At 67.8% G+C, this 22,324-nt stretch carries 24 protein-coding genes; 10 read left to right on the top strand and 14 right to left on the bottom strand.

Annotated features, from left to right (window positions below):
* The first annotated feature begins 29 nt into the window (after window positions 1–29).
* Complete coding sequence (locus EV650_RS24180; protein WP_134121293.1) at window positions 30–716, top strand: TetR/AcrR family transcriptional regulator; 687 nt, start codon at window positions 30–32, stop codon at window positions 714–716.
* 19 nt (window positions 717–735) lie between these two features.
* Here EV650_RS24180 and aat read toward each other — a convergent pair whose 3' ends face one another.
* A complete protein-coding gene (gene aat / locus EV650_RS24175; RefSeq protein WP_134121292.1) occupies window positions 736–1,377 on the bottom strand; it encodes a leucyl/phenylalanyl-tRNA--protein transferase in 642 nt (213 codons plus the stop codon).
* 244 nt (window positions 1,378–1,621) lie between these two features.
* Between aat and EV650_RS24170 the strand changes: the two genes are divergently transcribed.
* Window positions 1,622–2,317, top strand: coding sequence for an EcsC family protein (locus EV650_RS24170; RefSeq protein WP_134121291.1), 696 nt, complete (start codon window positions 1,622–1,624; stop codon window positions 2,315–2,317).
* Between the two features lie 9 nt (window positions 2,318–2,326).
* Here EV650_RS24170 and EV650_RS24165 read toward each other — a convergent pair whose 3' ends face one another.
* Both EV650_RS24165 and EV650_RS24160 read right to left on the bottom strand, forming a co-directional pair.
* The gene (locus tag EV650_RS24165; RefSeq protein WP_202874873.1) at window positions 2,327–3,166 is read right to left on the bottom strand and encodes a helix-turn-helix transcriptional regulator; all 840 of its coding nucleotides are present in this window, start codon (window positions 3,164–3,166) and stop codon (window positions 2,327–2,329) included.
* Between the two features lie 326 nt (window positions 3,167–3,492).
* On the bottom strand, window positions 3,493–4,419 hold the full coding sequence (locus EV650_RS24160; RefSeq protein WP_134121289.1) for a hydroxymethylglutaryl-CoA lyase: 927 nt from the start codon (window positions 4,417–4,419) through the stop codon (window positions 3,493–3,495).
* A gap of 121 nt (window positions 4,420–4,540) precedes the next feature.
* Here EV650_RS24160 and EV650_RS24155 point away from each other — a divergent pair, with 121 nt between their 5' ends.
* On the top strand, window positions 4,541–5,185 hold the full coding sequence (locus EV650_RS24155) for a GNAT family N-acetyltransferase (protein ID WP_134121288.1): 645 nt from the start codon (window positions 4,541–4,543) through the stop codon (window positions 5,183–5,185).
* A gap of 39 nt (window positions 5,186–5,224) precedes the next feature.
* Here the strand turns inward: EV650_RS24155 and EV650_RS24150 are convergent, their stop codons facing one another.
* From EV650_RS24150 to EV650_RS24140, 3 genes are read right to left on the bottom strand one after another with little or no spacing between them, the layout of a single operon-like run.
* Complete coding sequence (locus EV650_RS24150; protein WP_238174421.1) at window positions 5,225–6,043, bottom strand: metallophosphoesterase family protein; 819 nt, start codon at window positions 6,041–6,043, stop codon at window positions 5,225–5,227.
* Window positions 6,044–6,069: 26 nt separating this feature from the next.
* Window positions 6,070–7,422 (bottom strand): TrbL/VirB6 family protein, encoded by a 1,353-nt coding sequence (locus EV650_RS41435; protein ID WP_166678251.1) that lies wholly within the window; start codon window positions 7,420–7,422, stop codon window positions 6,070–6,072.
* 11 nt (window positions 7,423–7,433) lie between these two features.
* Window positions 7,434–8,195: a DUF8175 domain-containg protein gene (locus EV650_RS24140; RefSeq protein ID WP_134121286.1), complete on the bottom strand. Its 762-nt coding sequence runs from the start codon at window positions 8,193–8,195 to the stop codon at window positions 7,434–7,436.
* 227 nt (window positions 8,196–8,422) lie between these two features.
* Between EV650_RS24140 and EV650_RS24135 the strand changes: the two genes are divergently transcribed.
* The gene (locus tag EV650_RS24135; protein WP_238174420.1) at window positions 8,423–8,974 is read left to right on the top strand and encodes a MarR family winged helix-turn-helix transcriptional regulator; all 552 of its coding nucleotides are present in this window, start codon (window positions 8,423–8,425) and stop codon (window positions 8,972–8,974) included.
* A 135-nt stretch (window positions 8,975–9,109) separates the two neighbouring features.
* Window positions 9,110–10,588: a molybdopterin-dependent oxidoreductase gene (locus EV650_RS24130; protein ID WP_238174419.1), complete on the top strand. Its 1,479-nt coding sequence runs from the start codon at window positions 9,110–9,112 to the stop codon at window positions 10,586–10,588.
* Here the strand turns inward: EV650_RS24130 and EV650_RS24125 are convergent.
* Window positions 10,569–11,120: a TetR/AcrR family transcriptional regulator gene (locus tag EV650_RS24125; RefSeq protein WP_134121284.1), complete on the bottom strand. Its 552-nt coding sequence runs from the start codon at window positions 11,118–11,120 to the stop codon at window positions 10,569–10,571. The genes EV650_RS24130 and EV650_RS24125 overlap by 20 nt on opposite strands.
* 79 nt (window positions 11,121–11,199) lie before the next feature.
* Here EV650_RS24125 and EV650_RS24120 point away from each other — a divergent pair, with 79 nt between their 5' ends.
* Complete coding sequence (locus EV650_RS24120; protein WP_134121283.1) at window positions 11,200–12,054, top strand: NAD(P)H-binding protein; 855 nt, start codon at window positions 11,200–11,202, stop codon at window positions 12,052–12,054.
* Here the strand turns inward: EV650_RS24120 and EV650_RS24115 are convergent.
* Window positions 12,051–12,665, bottom strand: a complete 615-nt coding sequence (locus EV650_RS24115; protein WP_134121282.1) for a TetR/AcrR family transcriptional regulator — start codon at window positions 12,663–12,665, stop codon at window positions 12,051–12,053. The genes EV650_RS24120 and EV650_RS24115 overlap by 4 nt on opposite strands.
* Window positions 12,666–12,721: 56 nt before the next feature.
* Between EV650_RS24115 and EV650_RS24110 the strand changes: the two genes are divergently transcribed.
* Window positions 12,722–13,429, top strand: a complete 708-nt coding sequence (locus EV650_RS24110; protein WP_134121281.1) for an ATP-binding cassette domain-containing protein — start codon at window positions 12,722–12,724, stop codon at window positions 13,427–13,429.
* Window positions 13,426–15,489 carry a YhgE/Pip domain-containing protein gene (locus EV650_RS24105; protein WP_134121280.1) on the top strand — a complete coding sequence of 688 codons (2,064 nt, stop codon included), beginning with the start codon at window positions 13,426–13,428 and terminating at the stop codon, window positions 15,487–15,489. The genes EV650_RS24110 and EV650_RS24105 overlap by 4 nt, the downstream gene beginning before the upstream one ends.
* 327 nt (window positions 15,490–15,816) lie before the next feature.
* On the opposite strand, the gene EV650_RS24100 is transcribed toward EV650_RS24105, so the two are convergent.
* From EV650_RS24100 to EV650_RS24080, 5 genes are read right to left on the bottom strand one after another with little or no spacing between them, the layout of a single operon-like run.
* On the bottom strand, window positions 15,817–17,058 hold the full coding sequence (locus EV650_RS24100; RefSeq protein ID WP_134121279.1) for a neutral/alkaline non-lysosomal ceramidase N-terminal domain-containing protein: 1,242 nt from the start codon (window positions 17,056–17,058) through the stop codon (window positions 15,817–15,819).
* Window positions 17,055–17,687: a carbohydrate ABC transporter permease gene (locus EV650_RS24095; protein ID WP_238174418.1), complete on the bottom strand. Its 633-nt coding sequence runs from the start codon at window positions 17,685–17,687 to the stop codon at window positions 17,055–17,057. The genes EV650_RS24100 and EV650_RS24095 overlap by 4 nt, the downstream gene beginning before the upstream one ends.
* Before the next feature lie 58 nt (window positions 17,688–17,745).
* The gene (locus EV650_RS24090) at window positions 17,746–18,414 is read right to left on the bottom strand and encodes an N-acetylmannosamine-6-phosphate 2-epimerase (RefSeq protein WP_134121277.1); all 669 of its coding nucleotides are present in this window, start codon (window positions 18,412–18,414) and stop codon (window positions 17,746–17,748) included.
* A complete protein-coding gene (locus EV650_RS24085; protein ID WP_134121276.1) occupies window positions 18,411–19,298 on the bottom strand; it encodes an N-acetylglucosamine kinase in 888 nt (295 codons plus the stop codon). Before EV650_RS24085 ends, EV650_RS24090 begins: the two co-directional genes overlap by 4 nt.
* Window positions 19,295–19,498 (bottom strand): hypothetical protein, encoded by a 204-nt coding sequence (locus EV650_RS24080; RefSeq protein WP_134121275.1) that lies wholly within the window; start codon window positions 19,496–19,498, stop codon window positions 19,295–19,297. Before EV650_RS24080 ends, EV650_RS24085 begins: the two co-directional genes overlap by 4 nt.
* 223 nt (window positions 19,499–19,721) lie before the next feature.
* On the opposite strand from EV650_RS24080, the gene EV650_RS24075 reads away from it, so the two are divergent.
* Both EV650_RS24075 and EV650_RS24070 read left to right on the top strand, forming a co-directional pair.
* Window positions 19,722–20,552, top strand: a complete 831-nt coding sequence (locus EV650_RS24075) for an LLM class flavin-dependent oxidoreductase (protein ID WP_134121274.1) — start codon at window positions 19,722–19,724, stop codon at window positions 20,550–20,552.
* Between the two features lie 59 nt (window positions 20,553–20,611).
* Entirely contained in the window at window positions 20,612–21,697 is a 1,086-nt protein-coding gene (locus tag EV650_RS24070) for a glycoside hydrolase family 172 protein (RefSeq protein ID WP_134121273.1), read from the top strand.
* Here the strand turns inward: EV650_RS24070 and EV650_RS24065 are convergent.
* Complete coding sequence (locus EV650_RS24065) at window positions 21,665–22,309, bottom strand: hypothetical protein (RefSeq protein WP_134121272.1); 645 nt, start codon at window positions 22,307–22,309, stop codon at window positions 21,665–21,667. The two genes, EV650_RS24070 and EV650_RS24065, sit on opposite strands and share 33 nt — an antisense overlap.
* Window positions 22,310–22,324 lie beyond the last annotated feature (15 nt).

Here is a 22,324-nt window from a genome sequence, read left to right as displayed (position 1 = left end):
TGCTCTCGTTTCTGTGGCACACTGGCTCTATGAACGCCGGACGTACTGCCCGTGACCGAGCCCGGGCCGAGCTGACCGAGGAGATCAAGAGCGCCGCGCGCCGGCAGCTCGCGACTGTCGGAGCCGAGGCGCTCTCGTTGCGCGCGGTCTCCCGGGAGCTCGGGATGGTCTCGTCGGCGCTGTACCGGTACTTCCCGAGTCGCGACGAGCTGCTGACCGCGCTGATCATCGACGCGTACGACGCGCTCGGTTCGGCGGCCGAGGCGGCTGCCGGCGGCGACGATCTGGTCGATGAGTGGCTGGCGATCTATGCGGCGGTCCGGGATTGGGCGCGCGCTCATCCGCACGAGTACGCGCTGATCTACGGGTCGCCGATCAGTGGGTACAAGGCGCCGCAGACGACCGTTGAGCCGGCGATCCGTGTTCCGGTGCTGCTGCTTGGGCTGTTGCAGCGGGCTCAGCTTTCGGGGCGGCTGGTCGTCCCGGCCGACGCGCCGGAGCCGTCGGGTCTGGTGGCGCAGCAGGCAGAGGTGCTGGTCGCGTTGGCGCCGGACGTTCCGCTGGCGGTGTTGGTGCGGACGGTGATCGTGTGGACGCAGCTGTTCGGGATGATCAGCTTCGAGCTGTTCGGTCAGCTGGTCGGGTCGATGGATCCGGCGGACGAGTTCTTCGCCTCGGCCTCACGGCAGATGGCGGCCTTCGTCGGGCTCAGCTGAAAGCTTTCTTCGTTGGAGCTCAGCTGAAAGCTTTCGGGAGTGGGAGATCGACGGCGCGCGAGGTTCGGCGTACATAGGTTTCCCGAGGGATCGAGACCGCGCCGAGGGTTGCCAGGTGGTCGGTGACCCACTGGATGTCGAACACCCGGTCGGCGGCGTACTCATCGTTCAGCAACTCGATCGTCCCGGCAACGGCCGCCTTCGAGCCGTCGGTCTTGTGATGGAACATCGACTCACCGGCGAACAGTCCGCCGATCGCAACGCCGTACAGCCCGCCTGCCAACTCATCGCCGTCCCAGGCCTCGACCGAATGCACCCAACCGAGCCGATGCAGCTCGGTGTACGACGCGATGACGTCCCGGTCGATCCATGACCCTGGGCGGCGCGGGTCCGCACAGGCGCGAATCACCTGGTCGAACGCGGTGTTGACCCGAATCTCGAACTTCGCCCGCGCCCGCCGCAACGACCGCGACGGGTTGTAGCCGGCGACGTCGATCACGCCCCGATCGACCGGCGACCACCACAGGATCGAGCCGCGATGGTCCGGCATCGGGAACAGACCGCGCCGGTACGCCGCCAGCACGGTGCCGGGCTCCAGGTCCGCCCCACCCGCAACCACATCACTCGCCCCCGCCACCCCAACCGGCGGAAACTCCCACATAGATGGAGCAGGCTCGACAGGCACACCCCCATCTTCACCCATCCCCACCCCCACGGACCGCCACGCCATCACAATGCGCTCAGCGGCGGCTCGGTCACGCGTGGACGCTTGGAACGGACGCAGTTGTGATGGGCCGGAGGTCCGGGGACACCAAGGGTTTGCCCCGAGTGGCGGGGGCCGGGAAGCCACGTACAGTTGAAGCACGTCCGGGTTCTACGCGTGGGGTCGGGCGGGAAGGAGCACCGTGGCCGGAGTAGCCAGGTTCGTTGCCAATAGTCTCGCGCCCGCCGCCCAGCGACTTGCGCCGACGGCTGCGGGCGGTGTGTTGCGCCAGATCCTCGAGATCGCCATCGACGGGTACCAGCGGTTCCCGGGCGCGGAACGGATCGCCGACAACAAGCTGGCCCGGTGCGGCGGCGACCCACAGCTCGCGATCGAGGCCGTGATCGACCAGCACATCCGGCTGGCCGGCGTGCAAGGATTCGCCACCGGCCTCGGCGGCCTCGTCACCCTCCCGGTCGCCCTGCCCGCGAACCTGACCGGCATCGCGATCGTCCAGGCCCGGATGGTGGCCGCGATCGCGCACCTTCGCGGATACGACCTGGGCGATCCACGCGTTCGTACCGCCGTCATCACCTGCCTGCTCGGCGAGGACGGCGTCGCCGACCGGCTGAAGAAGTCGAGCCTGCCGACGTCTCCGATCGCCATCGCGACCGCTCCGGTGTTCGACCCTGAGCTCGACCGTCAGGTCTCCGGTGAAGTCGTCGCCGAGCTGATCGCGCGGATCAGCGGCAAGAAGATGGCCCTCACGATCACCCGCCGCATTCCGCTGCTCGGTGGTGCGGTCGGCGCCGGCGTCGACGGTTGGTCGACGTACCGCGTCGGTCAGTACGCCGACAAGAGCCTGCTGCGCCGGATCCGTCCTTCCATCGAGCAGTGACCCCCGCGGTCACGCTGACTGGTCGGCCGGCTGCCTGCGGGTGAGCGGGAGCTTGGTGCGAGTGTCCTCGTTCGCCGGGGTCTCGACGAACAGGACCAGGTCCGGGTGCGCCGGGACCGCGAGCTCGGTGACGGTGAAGTCCAGCTCGCCCGCGACCGGGTTGAGGATCCGGCGCAGTCGCGGCGTACACGCGGCAACCTCATGCCGCGACCACAGCTGGGCGAACTCGGGACTGATCGCCCGCAGCCGCTCAAGGTCGGTCTCCCAGTCCGGGTCGCCGATGTGTTCGCCGTACGCCGAGCGGAGCCGACCGACCAGGTACGGGACCTCGGTCTCGTAGTTCAGCAACTGGGCGCGGGCAGACGGCTCGGTGATGACGCACCAGAGCAGGTTCTTGTGGATGCACGGCAGCTGGTGCCAGTCGTGGAACAGGTCGTTGTACGCACGGTTGGCGCGGATGATGTCGAACCGGGTATTGGTGATCACCGCCGGCAGCGGATCGAGAGCGTTGACGATCTCGATGAACACCGCCTCACTCGCGCAGTCCGACGTCGACGGAAGCCGGACCGGGGTCGCCTCGGCCAGGCGGTACAGGTGTTCCCGCTCGACCGGGGTGAGCCCGAGCGTCGTCGCAACCGCGTCCAGCACCTGCCCACTCGCGTTGATCGGCCGCCCTTGCTCGAGCCACGTGTACCAAGTCACGCCAACCCCCGCGAGCTGCGCCAACTCCTCCCGCCGCAACCCAGGCGTCCGCCGGCGCCCACCCGCCGGCAGCCCCACGTCCCCAGGAGCCACCCGCGCGCGCCGCGCCTTCAAAAACTCCCCAAGCTCAACCCGCTGCGCACTCACCCCACCATCGTGACCCACCCCACCGACAGTTTCCCCTGCCGCCAGCGAACACTGCCCCTCCCACCCGGCCGCCCGCCTCGCGCACCCCGTCACGCTCTCGCCTCGCGCACCCACCTGGCTCCGCCGGCGGCCGGCTCCGGCCCACTTTGTGCACCAGATCCGCACCCCAACCACCCAACGGTGCGCCTCCGGTGCACAACGTGGCACCTCCCTCAACTGGCGCCGCCAGGCATGTTCGCCGCGCGAGGTGCGTGTGGATACCTGCGTCTCGGGTGAGGCGAAGCCGAATAAACTTGAAGCGGAAAGGACAGGGGCGAGGGGTAGCGTCAGCCGGCGAGGGCTTGGACTACTCGGCTCGGTGATGGCTTGCCTAGTTGTTCGGCCATCCAGGCGCTTGTCGTGACCAGCGCCTCCAGGTCGACGCCGGTCTCGATGCCGAGGCCGTCGAGCTGCCAGAGGAGATCCTCGGTGGCGAGGTTGCCTGTCGCGCTCTCGGCGTACGGGCATCCGCCCAGACCGCCGGCCGAGCTGTCGACTGTCGTGATCCCGTCACGCAGCGCGGTGAGTGTGTTGGCGAGCGCCTGGCCATACGTGTCGTGGAAGTGCACGGCCAGCTTGTCGACGCCCACCCCAGCAGCATCGAACCCGGCGATCAGCGTGCTCACCTGACCCGGCGTCGCCACACCGATCGTGTCGCCCAGCGACAGCTCGTGGCACCCGAGGTCGACCAGTCTCGCCCCGACCTTGACCACTTGGTCGATCGGTACGTCGCCCTCCCAAGGGTCGCCGTAACACATCGACACGTACCCGCGGACTGTCAGTCCTTCGGCGAGCGCCCGTTGGATCGTCGGCGTGAACATCGCGAACTGGTCATCGAGGGTGGAGTTGAGGTTCTTCGCCGCGAAGGTTTCGGTCGCGCTTGCGAAGATCGCGATCTCGCGTACGCCCGCCGCGAGGGCACGGTCGAGGCCGCGCTCGTTCGGGACCAGGACCGGGGCGCGGACCTCGTCGGGGAGCTCCAGCTGGTCGAGCAACTCAGCGGCGTCGGCGAGCTGCGGGACCCACTTCGGGTGGACGAAGCTCGTCGTCTCGATCGTGGTCAGGCCGGCGTCGACCAGCCGCCGGATGAACTCGGCCTTGACCGCGACGTCGACGATCGCCGACTCGTTCTGTAGCCCGTCACGCGGGCCGACCTCGTAGATCGTCACCCGGTCGGGCAAACCCTTGGCCTTCACCAGCTGCGGTTTCCGCATCGTGCTGCCTCCTCAGGCGCGTCTCCACCCGCGGACCCGCTGGGGAAGATCGCGGTGGCGTCGACCCGTTGGGCACCGTGGCGTCTGAGCGTGACGCGGGATCTCCGCGACAATGCTCGTGATGAGAACTCTTGCTGACATTCTGCGCGGCGTCGAACGCGGCCTCTTCCCGGCCCCGGACCTCGGCATCAGCGTCGTACCAGCACCGTCGGAGCGTGAGGCCGCGGTGGTCGCGTTCACCGGCCACATCGTGATCGCCGCGGACGTCAGCCCCGAATGGGTCGCCGAACGCGTACCGGCCGGCGACCTGGCCGCGCCGACCAACCCGCCGTTCCTTACCGCGCTCGCCGAGCTGACCGGCCGCCGCGTCAGCTCGATCGACGCGATGATGCTTGGCCCGTCCATCACCGACCCCGCCAAACGCGCGGCCGCGATCAAGGGCCTCACCGTCCTCAGCGACCACGAGCACCCGCGGGTCGAGCGGGCGCTGGAGTACCGGACCGACGTCCGCGTGTACGGCGACATCCACGGCTCCCTCGTCATCACCGGCCACGGCCTGGCCAACCGCCTGGAATGCGCCATCGAGCTCCCCGACGACATCCGCGGCCAGGGCCACGGTCGCAGACTCGCCCGCGCCGCGCGCGCCTTGATCCCGCCCGACGCCTCGATCTGGGCCCAGATCACCCCTGGCAACGCCGCCTCACTACGAGCCTTCCTGGCCGCCGGCTACCACCCCGTGGGATCCGAAGCCCTCCTCGTCAAGTGACGATCAGCTGAACAACCACCACATGGTTGCTGATGGCATCTAGTCCACAGGTGTGGACAAACCTGGGGACGGAGGGGTTCGGTGGTAGCCGTACTGGGTGTTCTTGTAGAGGTCGGTGCGGTAGACGCCGTGGAGGATCTCGGCCTCGTAGCCGTCGAGTTCGGGCATCCCGAGCTCGCGGGCGACGGCCAGTTCGGCATGGGCGTCGTACGGCACGCGGACGAACTGGATCGAGAATGGTGCGGGCTCAGGTGAGTCGAGGACACCTTCGAGGATCACGTAGACCGGCGTCGGGTCGCCGAGGCTGTTGCCGACCGAGCCCGTGTTGAACAGGGTCCGCCCCAGGGACTCCTCGAAGTACGGGTCGTGGATGTCGGCGTACCCGACAACCGATGGCGCCGGGCCGTCCCCGGTGGCCGGTGTGTTCTCGAAGAAGCTGAGGTACTCCGTCTCGTCGTGATCGAACGAGATCCGCCGGTGAACGCTCGTCGATGAGGCATGGAACAAGCGGACCTGCCGCCCGCTCATCACGAAGTCATGCGAGAACGGAAGCCCCCGCAGCCAGCCCCACTGCTCCTCGCGCAACTCGCTCTTCCACCACCGCAGCCCCTCGCGATCCTCCTGGCGATCCGGGTCGGGCAGGTAGTCGTCCCAGTTCCCGAGCAGGTTCACCTCACAGACCTCGCGGCACCGATCCACCACCGCGCTGCCCCGCGGACCCTTCCCGACGTAGTCCCCAAGGTTGAAGATCCGCCGAATCCCCCGACTCGAGATATCCGCCAGCACCGCCTCCAGCGCCGTCAGATTCCCGTGCACATCAGAGACAAGCGCGATCCGATCCAGCTGCATGCTCCTCATGCTTTCATCTGAGGAGGCTGGAGCTGTTACCAGTTGCCGGAGGGGCCGCCGGTACCTCCTCCGACTCCAGCGCCAGCCGGTGTTTTGCCTCCGGAGCCGGAGCTCGATGAGCCGGCCGACTTCGGGCGGCCGCCCCCGGAGCCTCCACCAGTCGATCGTCCGCCACCCCCGCCACCGCTTGGTCGCGGCGCGAATGAGCCGGAGCCGCCTCCGCCACCCGACTCACCGGCCGAGTGTGACGCCGCCCCCGCGAACGCTCCGGCCGCCTTCCGAGCGGCAGTCGCGGCAATGCCTACCGGGCCTAACGCCGCGCCACCTGCCATCTTCGCGCCAGTGGCTGCCCCACCGCCCGCACCCGAAGGACCACCGCCGGACGTCGCCGCAGCCCCGCCACCGCCCCCACTCCCGCCACCGACGCCCCGGCCGCCGCCGGATGAGCCGACGTTGAGCGCCCCGGTCGCCATGCCGCCGACATCGGGACCCACCGCACCCATCCCGGCCGAGCCGCCGCCGACCGCCGCGGTGACCGGCACCGCGAAGCGCAGCAGCGCCGGCATGGCGAGAATCGCGAGCATCATCATCATCAAGGCGGTCAGGGACTGCGTCAGACCGCTCCCTGAACCGAGCATGTCCTCGTCCTTCAGCTTGATCGCCGCCGCGTAGATGAGAGCAGCCGCGGGCTTGTAGGCGATGAAGCCCAGGGTCCAGGCGCAGTACTTCTTGAACCAGGCCTTGCCGACCTCGGTGTTGGTCGCCGCGGCCGCCAGCGGCAGCGTTGCGCCCAGAATGACCAGCATGGCCGATCGAATGAGCATCAGCACGATCTGGATCAGCGAGGCGAAGGTCGCCATCTGCGCGAGCAGAATCAGCATGACGTACGAGGTGATGCCGGCGGTCGAGCCGCGGTCGTTCTGAGCGCTCATCAGGTTCATGACCGCTGTCGAAAAGGAGTCACCGCCGAGCGCGGAAGTGACGACGTCCACGGAGAATGCGTCCGACCACTCGACCATGACCTGCACTGCCGCCGTGCCGCAACCACAGACAACGACGAAGGTCAGCATTGCCTTGAGCAGCTCCTGGAGTGGCCTTGCCCGTCGCTCCCAGGCCATCCGCAGGCCGGCGATGACGATCGCGAGCGAGAAGATGGTCAGCGTCAGCGCAAGGGTCTTGTCATGGACGAACTGAACGGTGCCGCTGTTCGTCCACGTGCCGTCATCGTTCGGGGTGGCGAGCGCGACCGGTGTCTTCGGCTTGACCCAGAAGGTCGCCAGCGAGTTCAGAGCGGTCGAGAAGAAGTCCGCTGACATCTTGTTGGCATTCTGGAACCACCCGTTGGTGAGCGACTGGACGGCGTCCACCACGTGGCACTTCATGTCCATTGGTCCGCACATCAGACACCACTCCAGTTCACGAAATCGGCCAGATCACGGTGCTGAGCGAAGGGCGCTCCGACAGCTTGCCCGGGTGCCGGCGGCTGGATCCGCCAGTCGCCCTGGTACCAAACGAGGGTCAGCGTGGCGCTCATGTACACGGACTCGACCGGGAAGGCGAGCATGACGGTCACCCGCTCCGGCCCGGCGTCGACGACCCGGTAGCCGACCGGTTGGATCGAGGACGATTCCGTCGAGGTCTGCTGAATGGTGAGCTCCTGGATCAGGCTGTCGGTCGCCGCCCCGGGGATCATCAGTTTTCGGGCGGTGGGGACGACCTTGCTCTGGTCGGCAATCGCCGCTATCGCGCTGTACGCGGCGTACAGCGCGCCGGTCGGCGAGTGGGCGAAGCAATGCCGGAAACCGTCGGTGTCGGTTGTCCGTGGGCCGTACGCCGACGATCGCGGTACGACGATCCGTCGACTGACCTCCCAGCTGTCCACCGAAGGGGCCCTGTCGGGAACCGCCTGGTCACCGGCCGGGAGGCCGCAACCACCAGCCTGCGCCCGATCGACGGTACTGACAGGAGTGGCCGGATCGTTCTCCGCCCGGGCTACCGGAGCAGGATCGGGCGGCTGCTGGGCGCTTGCCGTTGCGCTCCCGGAGGAGCCCGAGCCGGTGACGAGGATCAGGAGGCCGCACAGCAGGACGGCGCCGACGACGATGCAGGCCGCGATAAAACCAGCGCCGTACGGCGACTTCTCTTCCGTGTCGTTGCTCATCTGACTCCCCGATCCGTTGGTCGACAACCTCACGGGTCAAGGGTGGCAAAAATCGCGGTAGGCCCGCGGAAGTTATCCACAGGGAGGAATGTCTGGCGCAGGTGGAAGAACTCCGCGCTAGACCAGATGGTTCGTTACGCTCAAGGTTCTTGCGTTTGCCGGTCGATCTGTAGCCGAAAGGTCACCCCGTGTAGCGAAGTGACCTAGTCAGCTAATAGAGTCCGCGCATGACCATCGCGCCTTCGCTTTGCTCGCCCCTAGCGCTCGCCGATGCAGAACCCACTCGCGCCGCCGAACCCTGGGAAAGCGACGTGCTGACGGCCTACGGCCTGCTGCGAGAAGCAGCAGCCGAACTGGATCACCTGATGCGCCATTCCTTGAAGCGCAGTGGACTGCAAATGGCAATGTTCGAACTGTTGCTGCGGCTTGCCCGCAGCCACGGCGAGAAACAGCGTCTCACCTCGCTCGCCCGGGAGTTGACCGTCACCACTGGCGGCATCACCCGGCTGGTCGACCGTGCCGAGAACCTCGGACTGGTCCGCCGGGAGCCCTGTCCCGACGATGCCCGCGGCTCGTTCGCCGTCCTGACCGAGGAGGGAAGGCGCCGGTTGCGCGAAGCACTGCCGGACCACCTGCTCGAGATCGACAGCCTCTGGATGTCCCAGCTGGCAGACGACCGAGACATCGTCCTCGGCAAGCTTCGACGGGTCCGGGACAACGCCCGCCGCTGGCCGAACGGCCGGCCCGGGCTCGGCCCGATCACACCCGACCGGATCTGAACACCCTGCCAAGCATTACCCGCGACTAACGAATGGGGCGTCCGGCTGGTGTCGGGCGCCCCGCCGCGCAATTGTTGAGAAGTGAAGCAACAAGCTGACCCAAAGGCTCCTGGCGGATTTCGATGGCGAGGAGCGGTGGGCGGCGTACTCGCGGCCCTCGCCGGTCTCGCGGTCGGCAGTGTGGCGGCCGGATTCCTCGGCACTCCGCAGACGCCCGTGGTGGCGATCGGGTCGGCGTTCATCGACCGGGTGCCGCCGTGGCTGAAGGATCTCGCGATCTCCTGGTTCGGCACCCACGACAAGACCGCGCTCCGGACCGGCATCGTGATCGTCGTGGTCGCCCTGGCCGCGGTCGGCGGGGTTCTCGCCGTACGGCGGTATTGGGCCGGTGCTCTGATCACAGTCGCGCTCACCGGCGCCGCGGTCGCAGCAGCACTCACCCGCGCCGACTCTGGGCAGACCGGGTTCCTCCCGTCCGCGATGGCCGGGATCACCGCGCTGATCATCCTGCGGCTGTTCAGCCGACGACTCGAACCGCTTCTGAACTTTCCGGACGACGCAGTCAGCCGCCGCGGGTTTCTGCAGCTCTCGGGCGGGGTTGCGCTCGGCTCGGCAGCGGCTGCCCTGCTCGGCAGGGTCGTCGGCGGGAACCGCGCCGCGGTCGCCGACGCCCGCAACAAGCTCCAGCTTCCGAAGCCTCCGAGCCTCAACCCGCCGGCCGGCGTCCAGGCGAACGGCGCCGTACCGTGGGCCACGCCGAACGACGACTTCTACCGGATCGACACTGCGCTCTCGGTGCCGCAGATCGCGCCCGCGGACTGGAAGCTGCGCATCCACGGCATGGTCGACCACGAGATCGAACTGACGTTCGACGACTTGCTGAAGCGGCCGGTCGTGCATAAGTGGGTCACGCTGACCTGTGTGAGCAACGAGGTCGGCGGCGACCTGATCGGGAACGCGCTCTGGTCCGGCGTCGTTCTGAAGGACCTGCTCGAGGAGGCTGGCCCGTCCAAGGACGCGGACGCGATCCAGTCGATGTCGAAGGACGGGTTCACCGCAGGTACGCCGCTCCCGACGCTGCTCGACGGTCGGCAGGCGATGCTCGCGTTCGCGATGAACGGACAGCCGTTGCCGGTGGAGCACGGGTTCCCGGTGCGCATCGTCGTACCCGGGCTGTATGGCTATGTGTCGGCGACGAAGTGGCTGGTGGATATCGAGGTGACTCGGTTCGACCAGTTCGAGGGCTACTGGACGCCGCGCGGCTGGTCGGCGCTCGGGCCGATCAAGTTGTCGTCGCGGATCGACGTACCAGGCGGCAAGAAGGTGGAGCCTGGGCCGGTGACTGTGGCCGGGGTGGCGTGGGACCAGCATGTCGGCGTGTCCAAGGTCGAGGTCCGCGTCGATGGTGGCCAATGGCAACAGGCGACACTGGCGACGGACGCGTCGATCGACACCTGGCGGCAGTGGCACTGGACCTGGGACGCGCCACGCGGCACACATGTCTTGCAGGTACGGGCGACTGACGACAAGGGAAACCCACAGGTCGAGTCGTCCGCACCACCGGCCCCGAACGGCTCGACCGGCCTCCACACCGTCAACGTGAAGGTCGGCTAGCGCGCAGTCCGGCGATCGCGATCTCGAGGCCGAGGCCTCGGCGCTTTGGTGGCAGGCGGCTTTCGGTGGCGAGTACGCCGGCGAGGATTGCGTGGATCTCGGCGGCGGTGACGTCCTGCCGGACAACGCCGGAGCTCTGCGCCTTGGCGAGCAACGACGCAAAGGCGCTGGACAGCCGCTCGGCGAAGGCGGCGCCATCAGCCCCCAAGGTGCCGCCGAGGGCGGCGGAGAGCGCCAGGTTGTCGCGGCCGGACTCGACCAGCTCACCCAGGAACGCGAAGAAGTCCTCGGGTTGCTCGCCGAGGAGCGTCGCGCGGTCGGCCAGCTGCTCGAGCCGATCGGCGATCACCGCACCGACCAGCGCCTCCTTGGTCGGAAAGTGCCGGTGCACCGTCCCCGCACCGACCCCGGCCCGCTCGGCGACCGTATCGAGCGGGACGTCCAGGCCGTCCCGGGCGAACGCGTCGCGGGCCGCGGCGAGGATGCGGGCACGGTTGCGGAGCGCGTCGGCGCGCGGTGCCCGTGGGCTCACTGCTGTCCTCCTTGCTAACCGGGGCGTGCGCCCCGTATATTTACCGGGGCGATGACCCCGCTTAGTCTAGGAGCCCGGAATGGTGTTCGCGATCACCGGCGGCCACGGCGAGTTCGGCTCGGCCGTCGTCTCCCACCTGAAAACACTGACCGATCAGCCCGTCGTCGCGACGGTGCGCGAGCCCTCGAAGGCCCAGCCGGTGCCCGGGGTCGACTATCGGCCGGGCGACTTCGACGACCCGGCGACTCTCCGGGCATCTCTGGCCGGAGTCGAGACGATCCTGGTGAACGCGACGTTCTTCGGCACCGACCCGTCGGCGCGTCGTCGGCGCGTGACCGCCGCGATCGGTGCCGCAGCCGAGGCCGGAGTACGCCGGATCGTTCTGACCAGCTGGCCCGATCTGGAGCGAGCAACGATGCCGACCGTCCAGGATTACCGCGAGCTCGAAGCCGCCGTACGGGCCGCCGGACCGAGCTGGACGATCGTGCGACTGGCCGCGGGACTGCCCGACGCGCTCGCGCGGGACGTCGCCTGGGGCCGGAAGACCGGCGAGCTGGTGGCGCCCGCGAACGGCGCCTCGGTCACCCCGGCTGCACTCACGGATCTTGCCGAGGCGTCCGCCGCGGTCGTGCTGAGCACAGACCTGGACAGCGCAGTCGTGGAGCTGACTGGTCCGGACGCGATCGGATGGGACAAGCTGGCCGACCTGGCCGGCGTGCCGTTCCGCGCGGTCACCGACGACGAGTTCGTCGTCTACCTCACCGGAACGTTCGGACTGCCCGAGGCCGCCGCGCAGCAGTTGACTGCGCTCTACGTGGACTTTCGCAGCCGCTGGTCCGCCACACCTACGACGACGCTCGCCGACCTGCTCAGCCACCCGGCCACTCCGGGCGCGGACGCCGTACTGCGCCGAGTGGCGCGCTTCCCCTCCTAATTACCGGGGGAGGACGTCACAGCCTCCAGCACCATTGGCAGGAAGGTGTGCTCCAGAGAGCCGGCTGGGACCTTGCGCGGTTCGAGGAGGCTCTGTGATCTGGCGCCCTCGTGTACGGCCATCACCAGTCGGACGAACTGCTCTGCGGGCACGGTGAGCGTTAGCTGGCTGGTCGTGGTGATCTGCTCGACCAGCTTGGTCAGGCTGTCGCGGAACATCGCGCGCTGCTTGTTCAGCGCCTTCGCGGCGTCCGGGTCGCGCAGTGCGTGCAGCGTGAACTCGGTAGAGATCAGGTGCCACTGGCGCTGGTCCGGCGCGGTCTCGTCGAGCAGCCCGAGTACGGCGTCCAGGAGGGAGCCGGGCTGGTTCGCCAGCTCGGGTAGCAGCGCCTCGATCTGCTCCAGGAGGCGGTCCGTCGTGGCCTGGAAGAGCGCGAGGACCAACTCGTCCTTGGACGCGAAGTTCGAGTAGAAGGCGCCGCGGGTGAACCCGGCCCGCTCACAGATGTCCTCCACCGACGCACCGTGGAAACCGCGCTCGGCGAACACCTCCAGGGCTCCTTCGAGCAGACGGGCCCGGGTGTTGGAGCGGCGGCGCTTGGGCGTTTCCATAAGAGTAGGATACAGTCTTGTATTGAATACACAACCGTATTGAACGGGGATGCAGGATGGAGCTCGAGGCCACCAGGATCAGTGTGCGGGGTCCGCACGCGCCGATGCTGCATGCCACGTCGGTGTCGGTCGCGGACCACCAGGTGGTGCTGCTGACTGGGTACCCGGGCGCTGGGCACGTGGCGGCGGCACTGGGTCTGTCCGGGCGACTCAAGCCGGACACCGGGACCGTCAAGCTCGACGGGAAGGCAGATCCGGCTCTGCTCCGCCGACGGGTCGCAGTGGTCGACGCACCGGGCATTACCGAGCCGGACGACGCGCTGCCGGTCCAGACGGTTGTGGGCGAGGAGCTGGCGATCGCTGGCCGCAAGGCAGGTCGAAAGGCCGTTCTGGAGTGGCTGGACGAGCAAGACGCGGCTGAGCACGCCGGCAAGCGATTCGAGCACCTACCGGTCGTCGTACGCACCAGACTGCTCGCGGAGCTGACCGTGGCGCGTCCCGACGTACAGGTGGTCATTCTGACCATGCCGGACCGACATGGTGGTGATCCGCATAGTTGGTACGAGCTGGGGCGCGATCTGGCCGCGCAGGGGTACGGCGTCATCATCACGTGTGCTGACGCTTCAGCGCGACTGCTGGACGTCAAGGCGGCCCGGATGGGCGAGACGGACCAGCCTGACCCAGTACAGGTCGCTCCGGTCGCTCCAGTGGAGCCCGTGACACCGATCGACGAAGAATCAGACGTAGAGGAGACAGAGGCGTGACCGCGCTGCGGATGGCCCTGAGTGAGTTGCGGCGTCTCACCGCCGGACGCCTGCCCAAACTGGCCGTGGTCGCGCTACTGCTGGTGCCGGTGCTGTACGGCGGCTTGTACCTCTACGCGAACCACGATCCGTACGGCCGGCTGGACAAGATCCCGACCGCGGTCGTCGTCGAGGACGCGGGTACGACGCTGGCCACCGGCGAGAAACTGAACGTCGGACCGCAGGTCGCGGACGAGCTCGTGAAGTCGAAGAGCTTTGACTGGCACGAGGTCGACCGTGCGGACGCGACGTCGGGGGTGTCGGACGGGAAGTACGAGTTCGCCCTCGTGCTGCCGAAGTCGTTCTCCTCCGACCTGGCGTCGGCCGCGGACTTCACGCCGCGTCAGGCGCAGCTGGAGCTGCTGACCAACGACGCGAACAACTACATCGCCCACACGATCGCCAACCAGGTCGTCGCGCAGGTGACGAAGACGGTGGCGTCGGAGGTGAGTGAGACGGCGGCTTCGCAGCTGCTGGCCGGGTACAACACCATTCATACGCAGGTGAGTTCCGCGGCCGCCGGGGCTGCACAGCTGCAGACCGGGCTGACGTCGGCGGCGACCGGGGTCGGGAAGCTGCAGACCGGCGCGACGCAACTCAACACTGCGCAGAAGCAGCTGTCCGCCGGCGCAACCCAGCTGGCGACCGGCGCTACACAGGCGTCGCAGGGTGCGACGTCGCTGGCCAGTGGGGCCTCGCAGCTCGACAGCGGTCTGGGCACGTTGAAGCAGAAGACCGCGACACTGCCGAAGCAGACGAAGACGTTGGCTGCCGGCGCGGATCAAGTTGCTGATGGCAACGAGAAGATCGCCGGTGTCGGGAAGCAGGTCGCGACTGCGTCCGGCACGCTGGTGAAGGACCTGAAGACATTTGACACGGACCTGGCAGCGAAACTGAAGGCTCAGGGCTTCAGTCGGCACCAGATCCGCGAGGTTTTGCTGGAAACGGCGAAGCTGCGGACTCCCGTCGTACGCGCGAACACGAAGATCCAGTCGACCTCCAAGCAGCTCAACCAGCTCGCTGTCGGGGCACGGAAGGTGTCCAACGGCGCCAGTGCACTGGCGGGTGCGACGCCGGCGTTGACCAACGGGATCAGCTCAGCCGCCGATGGTGCGCACCAGCTCAACGCTGGCGCGTCCAAACTCAAGACTGGGCTCGGCAGCTTGCAGACCGGTGCGCAGCAGCTCGCGGCTGGTGAGAAGCAGGCTGTGGTTGGTCAGGGTCAGTTGCTGACCGGCGTGAACAGCCTTGCTACTGGTGTGGGTCAGCTGAAAGCTGGTGCGACGCAACTGAACACCGGACTCGCGAATGGCGTGAAGCAGATCCCGAACCCGTCCGCCGACCAGCGCAAGGCTGTCGCCGAGACGCTCGGCGCGCCCGTCACTCTGCAGAACGTCTCGCAGGCGACAGCCGACAGCTACGGCGCTGGTCTGGCTCCGTTCTTCCTCAGCCTGGCGTGCTGGATCGGCGCGTACGTGCTGTTCCTGCTCGTCCGGCCGCTGTCACCGCGGGCGCTCGCCGCGTTGCAGTCGCCGTTCCGCGTCGCTCTCGGTGGTTGGTTGCCTCCGGCTCTTTTCGGCGCGATCCAGGCCACGCTGGTGTTCGTCGCCGTGACACTCGGGCTTGGCATTCACGCCGCGCATCCGTGGCTGACGGTCGGGTTCCTGATCCTGACGTCGTTCACCTTCGTCGCGATCTTGCACGCGCTGTCGGCGTGGTTCGGTGCTGTCGGCAAGTTCCTCGGGCTGGTGCTGATGGTGGTCCAGCTGGTCAGCGCGGGCGGCACGTTCCCCTGGCAAACCATCCCGGCGCCGTTGTACTTCTTCCACCACGCCCTCCCGATGAGCTACGCCATCGACGGCGTCCGCCACCTCATGTACGGCGGCCCCAGCACGTCGCTCCTCCCAGACCTCCTAGCCCTAGCCGCCTGGTTCGCCGCAGCCCTGGCCGCTTCAACCCTGGCCGCCCGCAAACAACGAGTCTGGCCAGCAAAGAAACTCCAACCAGAACTGGTTCTGTAGAGCTGGCAGATCTGGTCACGCATCGGGGCTTCGGACAGGGTGTGGTGGCGTGCGACAGGTTATTGCCTGTCGCACGCCCCCAAACGGTGTCCGGGGCCCCGATCCATGGGCATCACCGACGAGAAGACACGCGGAGTTCTCGTCAACGCGGGCCTTTGAGGACGGGCCGGCAGTCGCACGCGGCGGCAGCCGCCAGTCCCGGCGGTAGCCGGAAAGGATGCACCGGCGCTGAGCCGGGGGGCGGGTGGGGGCGCGCGTAGCGGGTGCATCGAGGAGCGGAGCGACGAGAGGGCGGCTGCGTAGCACGCGGGGTTGCCAGCAGTCCCTTTAGGTGTTGGCGAAGGTGGCGGTTTCGGTGAGGAGTGTGTTGGTGGTGGGTTGGTCGAAGAAGGTTATGAGGGCTTCGTAGGTGCCGGCTTCGGCGGCGGATGGGTCTACTACGTAGCCGTAGTAACCGTCGGTGTAGCCGATGACTCGGGTGATGGGGTGGGTGCTGTCGTGCTCGAGGCAGGCGCCGTGGACGGCGAAGAGTTCGACCGGCAGGTTGATCCAGCATACGTCGCCCATGGTGACGGCGCTGACGGGGAGGTCGAGGGTCGGCGGTAGGGCGGCGGCGGCCATCAGGGCTTGGCCGCGGGCGCCTTCGAGGCGGGTCTGGGAGATGCGGCCGGTGGCGTCGTCGGCCCTGTTCACACCGCGTTCCGCTGCGGTGACCAACTCTTCCGACTCGTCGACGGTCGGGATTGAGCGGACCGGCAGAGTCAGAGTGGTACGGCGGATTGCCGGTGCTGACTGCGGTAGCTCGAGGCCCGGGTCGGCTAGCGCTTCGCGGACGCGGGCAGCCAGGAGATTGCCCAGGCGGGCGACCTCGGCGGCACCGCGGCCCTGGCGGGTGAAGCGGGGGCTGACGTCGCCGGCGGCGCCTTGGAGGAAGCCGACGACGGCGGGGGCCAGCGCGTCACGGGCGGCGCCTGGCCAGTCGGCGGAGTACTGCAGGTTCTCGGGGCCGTACGTCGTCGGGTGGCAGGCGAAGTCGAGCAGCACCGCCTCGAGCGAGCCCGACAGCGAGTGCAGAGCGAGGATGCCGGCCGTGTTGTCGTGCGGACCGTTGCGGCGGTGCCGGTTGGTGCCAACGCCGGTCACCTCGATCGAACGCCACGATGCGGTCACCGGCTGTCGGTCGAGCTGAGCACCCCTCACCGCGGCGAGCAGCGGGTCAACCAACGAGCGCTCTTGCGCAGCTGGGATGACGGGGTGGATCTCGCCGGTCCATCCGGACGGCCCCGAGTGCGTGTGCGAGGCGGACACGACGACCTGCGACGCGGGGATGCCGGCTGCGGCACCAGCGGTCTCCGCGAGCTCAGCAACAAGGGCAGCGCCCACCGCGATCGCGTCCAGCGTGAGCCACAGCACACCAGGATCGTGCGCGGTCGACAACCAGATCAGAGTCGCGCGGAGCGAGTCCGCAGTACCGGTGGCGACGCCCGCGCGAGCGGCGTACCCATCCAGCCGGTGGCCGGGCGGCGGGGTGACGTCGAGGGACGTTGCGGCCAGGAGGAGTTCGGTCATTTCAAGGCTCCAGCTGTCATACCGGCACTGATCTGACGATGGAAGCCGAGATAAACGGCCAACACCGGAATTATGGAGATGGTCAGTCCAGCAAACAAGCCTGAGAAGTCAGAGTGGTACCCCTGGGTCACCGCGATGTTAGCCAAGCCTTGGGTAACCAGGTAACGCTTCTCGTCGGTGTTGAGCACCAACGGCAACAGGTACTCGTTCCACATTCCGAGGAACTGGAAGATCCCGATGCTGACGAGTCCAGGCCGAGCCAGCGGGAGCATGATGCGGAACAGCACACCCCAATGAGTACACCCATCCACAAGCGCGGCCTCGGCCAGCTCCTTCGACTGCGTCCTGAAAAAAGCCGTCAGGAAGAACACCGAGAACGACATCCCGTGCGCGGCGTACACCAGGATCAGCCCAAGGTACGAGTTCATCAACCCGAGGTTCTGTACGACGCCACCGCACACGACGATCACGCTGTTGAAGAAGTACGTGCCGATGTGTGACTCGTTCCACGCCCGGGAGAGGCCGACGTTCTCGATCAGGTCCGGCGGGTTGCACTGGATGAACCGGGGCTGCGGGTTGCTGCTGGAGTTGCTGTCCGCTGGTGAGTCATGGATACGCCTGGGCGACACCCGCGCGGAAGATGATTCGAGCTCGGTCGACAAGATCGACTGGACCACTACTCTCGGGCTATCCGACCGGGATCGCGCCGACCAGCCGGGCAGTGAGGTCCATCGGATTCGTGATCGCGTGCCCGACCACGACGGCGTACGCGCCCGCATCGCACATGGCACGGACGTCTTCGGGAGTACGAATCCTGCCTTCGGCAACGACCGGGCAGTCCAGCTTGGCCGCGAGCTGCCGGACCAGTTCGACGTCAGGTCCGGTCGGCGTACGGCCATTGGTATAGCCCGACAGGGTCGTCGCGACCAGGTCGGCACCCGCGTCCCGGGCGGCCAGACCGGCTTCCAGGCTGTCCACATCGGCCATCACGGGTACGCCGAGTTCGCGGTGGATCCGGGCGATTAGACGGTCCACGCGTTGCCCGTCGGGCCGCGGTCGGAGCGTCGCGTCGAGCGCGACCAGGTCGGCGCCGGCTGCGACGATACCGGCTGCGGACTCGTACGTCGGGGTGATGAACACGCCGGCCGGATCGCCGAGTTTGTGCAGCCCGATGATCGGCAGGTCGGTCACCGCTCGGATCGCCGCGATGTCCTCGGGCCCGTTGGCCCGGATCGCCCCGGCACCGCCGGCCTCGGCGGCCTGAGCCATCAACGCCATCGAGGACGGCCCGTACAAAGGGTTCTCCGGCCCCGCTTGGCAGGACACCACAAGGGTGCCGGAGGCAAGAGTTCTCATCGCCGGTGCATCACAATCAGGTCGGCGTACGTTCCTGCAGGTCCGGTGGCGAGGCGTTCCGCACCGTCGAGTGAGTTGCCCGCGGCGGGCGTTAGTCGGGCGCGCGATGGCACGGCTTCGCGGACGGGGGTCAGGAGTTGCTCGCCGGCGCCTTTGAAGAGGCCGCCGACGCAGGCGACCGGGACGGGTCCTTCACCAGCCAACTGGGCAACCGCGGCGGCGATCGTCTCGGCGATATCACCGGCCGCGCGTACGACGAGCTCGTACGCGACCGGATCACCTTCGGCCGCACAACGCAGTACTTCGGGAGCGAAGCGGGCCACGTCGTCGACCAGGGTCGAGGAGCGGTAGAGCGTGACCGGGTCGAGGGCGGTGTCCGCGAGTTTGGTCACCGGGCCGCGGCCGTCGCGGGCTCGCTGTACGGCGACGAGTCCGGCGCGGCCGATCGCGAACGCGCTGCCCGCATCCCCGAACAGGTACCCGTGTCCGTCGAGCTTGCGCCACGTGCCGTCCCGGTCGACCGCGAGACAGACGAGACCGGTGCCAGCGGCAACGACAACGCCGTACCCTTCCGGCAGTGCACCCGCATGAGCCGTGACCATGTCCTGCGTCAGCCGGACCTCGTCGGCATCCAGCAGCTCGCCGACGTCTGCCGCGAACTTCTCCGCGGCACCAGGAGCCTGTGGGTAACCAGTGAGGCCAAGGGCAACGATTTCGACCGGACCGGTCAGCTCGGCTCCGGCCGCGGCGGTACCGATCGCGTCGAGCATCTTGCGGAGCGCGTCCGGTCCGTGCGTGTAGCCAGGTCCCTCACCGGTCCGGCCGGACGGAAGAACACGAAGCCGAAGGGCGGACTGACCGCCGTCGATAGCAATGCGAGTCATGCGGTGATCCAGTGTGAATAGTCTTGCCAGGGAAGGTGCCAGCGGTTCACTTTGCGGGTACGGCGGTCTTGGCCGGCGGTGTCGTTCGCTACCAGGCGGACGGTGCCGAGCTTCTCGTCGTACATCACGGCGGGTGAGCCGGTGAAGTGCAGCGTACCTACAGGTTCCCACGGAGTGTGACCGCCGCGTACGTCGATCATCGAGCAGTGGTGTACGACGAGAGATCTGCAGGCAGGTCGTCGTACCGGATAGCCTTGCCCAGGGCGGCGAGGCGGCCGCCGGTCCGGGTGGGCCGATCAGCGCGACAGACGAAGCAGGCACCGGTTCACTGTCGCCGACGAATCGCGCCCGGTAAAGCACCTTGAGTAGACCACTCGGGGAGACCTTCCGGCGCGGGCCGGATCGTGTGACAGGCTGGCCGGTATGCGCTTCGGACTCAAGGTCAATCCAGCCACTTGGCACGACGCGTCGTCCTGGGCGGGCGTCGCGGAGCAGGCCGGATTCGACGGGCTGTGGACCGGCGACAACCTGCGCAACCCGCGCGACGCCGCCATCCCCGTGCACGACGGGCCGACCGTCATCGCCGGTTGGGCGGCCACCACCCAGCGGATCCGGGTCGGGCTGCTGATCGCGAACATGGTGTTCCGGCAGCCGACCGTGCTGGCCAAGCAGGCGACCACTCTCGATCACATCTCCGGCGGCCGGTTCGAGCTGGGCATCGGCTCCGGCGTCTGGCCGACCGACCACGGCATGGCGGGTACGCCGGTCTGGACCGCGCGCGAGCGGACCGACCGGCTGGCCGAGTTCGTCGCGATCGTGGACCGGCTGCTGTCGGGCGACGTCGCCGACCACGACGGGCCGTACTACCCGTACTCGCTGGCCGCGATGTCACCCGGAACTGTCCAAGAACGACTGCCGCTCATCATCGCGGCGAACGCACCGCGGGCACTCGCGGTCGTCGCGGCACATGGCGACGGCTGGGTCACATTCCCCGGCGCGGCCGCCGAGGAGGAGTTCTACGCCAAGTCGATCGAGCGAGTGCAGGCCCTGGACGCGGCCCTCGACGGGCGGAAGATCCGGCGGCTGCTGCTCGCCTACGGGCCGATCGATCCGTGGGGATCCGTGGACGGATTCGCTCGGCTGGTCGAGCGCTACCGGGACATCGGCTTCGACGAACTGGTCGTTTACACGCCGAAGGAGCACGAGCGCGCGGTCTTCGACCAGGTCATCAACCGGCTGGACGACTACCGGTAGACACCTGGTCTACCTGACTGACGGGCGGTCGGCGTCGACTGACCATAGGGTCGTTGTCCATGACTGACTTCAACGGTCTCGACGTACACCTCGGTAATGTCGCGCGGTTGTCGTCCGCGCGGTCCTACTCGATCAGCGCGGAGAACCCGGACGGCGCGAAGGCGGGCGGAGCGCGGGCGACCGAGGGGATCCTGTCCCAGCAGGCGCGCGACCTCGGTCCGGGCTGGAAGATCCAGCCGTGCATTAACCTCGCTCCCGAGTCGACCAGGACGCTCGCGGAGATCGAGGGCTCCGGCGCGATCACGCACATCTGGATCACGGTCGACTCGAAGACGTGGCGGTCGCTGGTACTCCGTGCGTACTGGGACGACGAGGACACGCCGTCGGTCGAAGTACCGCTGGGCGACTTCTTCTGCAACGGGTGGGGTCAGCATTGCCAGGTCAGCTCGGTGCCGATCGCGGTGAATCCGAAGGGCGGGTTCAACAGCTACTGGCAGATGCCGTTCCGCGGCGGGGCCCGGATCACGATCGAGAACCTGCTCGAGACAGAGGTCTCGGACTTCTTCTACCAGGTCGATTTCGTGCGTACCGACGTACCGGAGGACATGGCGTACTTCCATGCGCAGTTCCGGCGCAGCAATCCGGTCCCGTACGGCGAGGTGCACACGCTGCTCGACGGGGTGCGGGGACAAGGGCAGTACGTCGGGACGTATCTGGCCTGGGGCAGCAACAACAGCGGGTGGTGGGGCGAGGGCGAGTTCAAGTTCTACCTCGACGGCGACGACGAGTACCCAACCATCTGCGGCACCGGGACCGAGGACTACTTCAGCGGCGCGTGGGGGTTCGAGCATCCGCAGGGTCAGTACGCCACCTTCACCACGCCGTACCTCGGTATGCCGCAGGTCATCGAACCGGACGGTTTCTTCGACAACCAGCAACGCTTCGGTCTCTACCGCTGGCACATCCAGGACGCGATCCGCTTCACCGAGGATCTCCAAGTCACCGTCCAGGCCTTGGGTTGGCGCCGCGACGGGCGGTTCCTCCAACTGCAGGACGACCTGGCCTCAACGTCGTACTGGTACCAGACGGAGCCGCATGCCCCGTTCCCCGAGCTACCGGGGAAGGACTACCTCGAGGTGATCTAGCGCGCGGCTCGCGGCCAACGGGACGCCGGTGAGCTGGATGCTTGGCTGGATCCAGTCGTTGAGGATCGGGTCTTCGGTGGCGAGGTGGTTGGCGAGTTCGGTCTGGCTGAGCTCGAAGATGTGGGCCGGGTTGCCGGTGAGGTCGACGACGGTTTGCATCAGGCGGGTCACCTGGTCTTCCCAGAGCACATCTTCAAACTCGTGCTGGTCGGGCCGGATCAGGAGCAGGTCCACGTCGCTGTCCAGATCACCGTCGCCGCGGGCAACAGCGCCATACACGCTGGCGTGGACAGGCGGGATCCGCCAACGGCTGATCTCGTCGGCGAGGCGGCTGACCAAGGTACTGCGGAGGTCGGCGAGCAGCTCGACGATCGGTGCGACCAGGTGCTTGCGATTGAGGCGATAGAGCAACGAGTTGCCCAGGTCGTCGACGTGCACCAGGCCGGTCGCAGCGAGCCGTTGCAACACGAGCCGGACGCCGGCGACACTCCCCGAACCCGCGAGCTTGTGGATCTGGCGACCGGACAATCCCTCGTCGGCCTGCGCCAGCACCTGCAACACCGGACCGTCCAACGACGGCACTACAACGCTGATCGGCGAACCCAAATCCACCTCAGCACCCTATTG

The sequence above is a fragment of the Kribbella kalugense genome, assembly GCF_004365875.1.
In the GTDB taxonomy this organism is placed as follows: domain Bacteria; phylum Actinomycetota; class Actinomycetes; order Propionibacteriales; family Kribbellaceae; genus Kribbella; species Kribbella kalugense.
Note: the sequence above shows the minus strand (reverse complement) of the source record. Positions and strands in the feature narration are given on the sequence as shown.